Raw genomic sequence first — 900 nt, forward strand, 5'->3', positions numbered from 1 at the left:
TAGTCACCACAGCCGGGGCACCAACGCACCTCCTGATCGGACTTGAAGTCCTTCATGGACTGCTTGGCCTCGGCCTTCGGCACGAGAGACAGGGCTTCAGAAGACATTGAGTACCTCCCGGATCGCGGTGGCGAGCCGCCCCACTTTGAAGGGCATGCCATTGACCTGGTCGTACGTGCAGGCATCCACCAGGTACTTGGCGCGGATGAGGGTGGCGAGCTGGCCCAGGTTCATCTCCGGTATCAGGACGTGCTCGTAGCGGCGCAGGACATCGCCGAGGTTGGCCGGGAAGGGGTTGAGGTGGCGCAGGTGGGCCTGGGCCACGTCGGTGCCTTCTTGCCTGACCCGGCGGACGGCGGCGGTGATGGGGCCGTACGTCGAGCCCCAGCCGAGGACCAGGAGGCTCGCGGTACCGGAGGGGTCGTCGACCTCCAGATCGAGCACGGTGATCCCGTCGATCTTGGCCTGGCGGGTGCGGACCATGAAGTCATGGTTGGCCGGGTCGTAGGAGATGTTGCCCGTGCCGTCCTGCTTCTCGATCCCACCGATGCGGTGCTCAAGACCCGGCGTACCCGGGATGGCCCACGGACGGGCCAGCGTGTGCGGGTCACGCTTGTAGGGCCAGAAGACTTCGGTGCCGTCGTCCTCGGTGTGATTGGTCCCCGACGCGAACTGCACGCGCAGATCAGGTAGTTCCTCGGTGCCCGGGATCCGCCACGGCTCCGAGCCGTTGGCCAGATAACCGTCGCTCAGCAGGAAGACCGGGGTGCGGTAGGTGACCGCGATCCGCGCCGCCTCGATCGCGGCGTCGAAGCAGTCGGCCGGCGTCTTCGGCGCCACGATCGGCACCGGCGCCTCACCATTACGCCCGAACATCGCCTGCAGCAGATCGGCCTGCTC

General features: G+C 66.8%; 2 pseudogenes. Both read right to left on the reverse strand.

Annotated features, from left to right (window positions below):
- Positions 1-161: pseudogene (locus AC5P1C_RS43845) on the reverse strand (2-oxoacid:ferredoxin oxidoreductase subunit beta); the annotation flags it as partial.
- Positions 97-900: pseudogene (locus tag AC5P1C_RS43850) on the reverse strand (2-oxoacid:acceptor oxidoreductase subunit alpha); the annotation flags it as partial. The pseudogenes AC5P1C_RS43845 and AC5P1C_RS43850, both read right to left, overlap by 65 nt.

Source organism: Streptomyces sp. A18, from assembly GCF_059026065.1.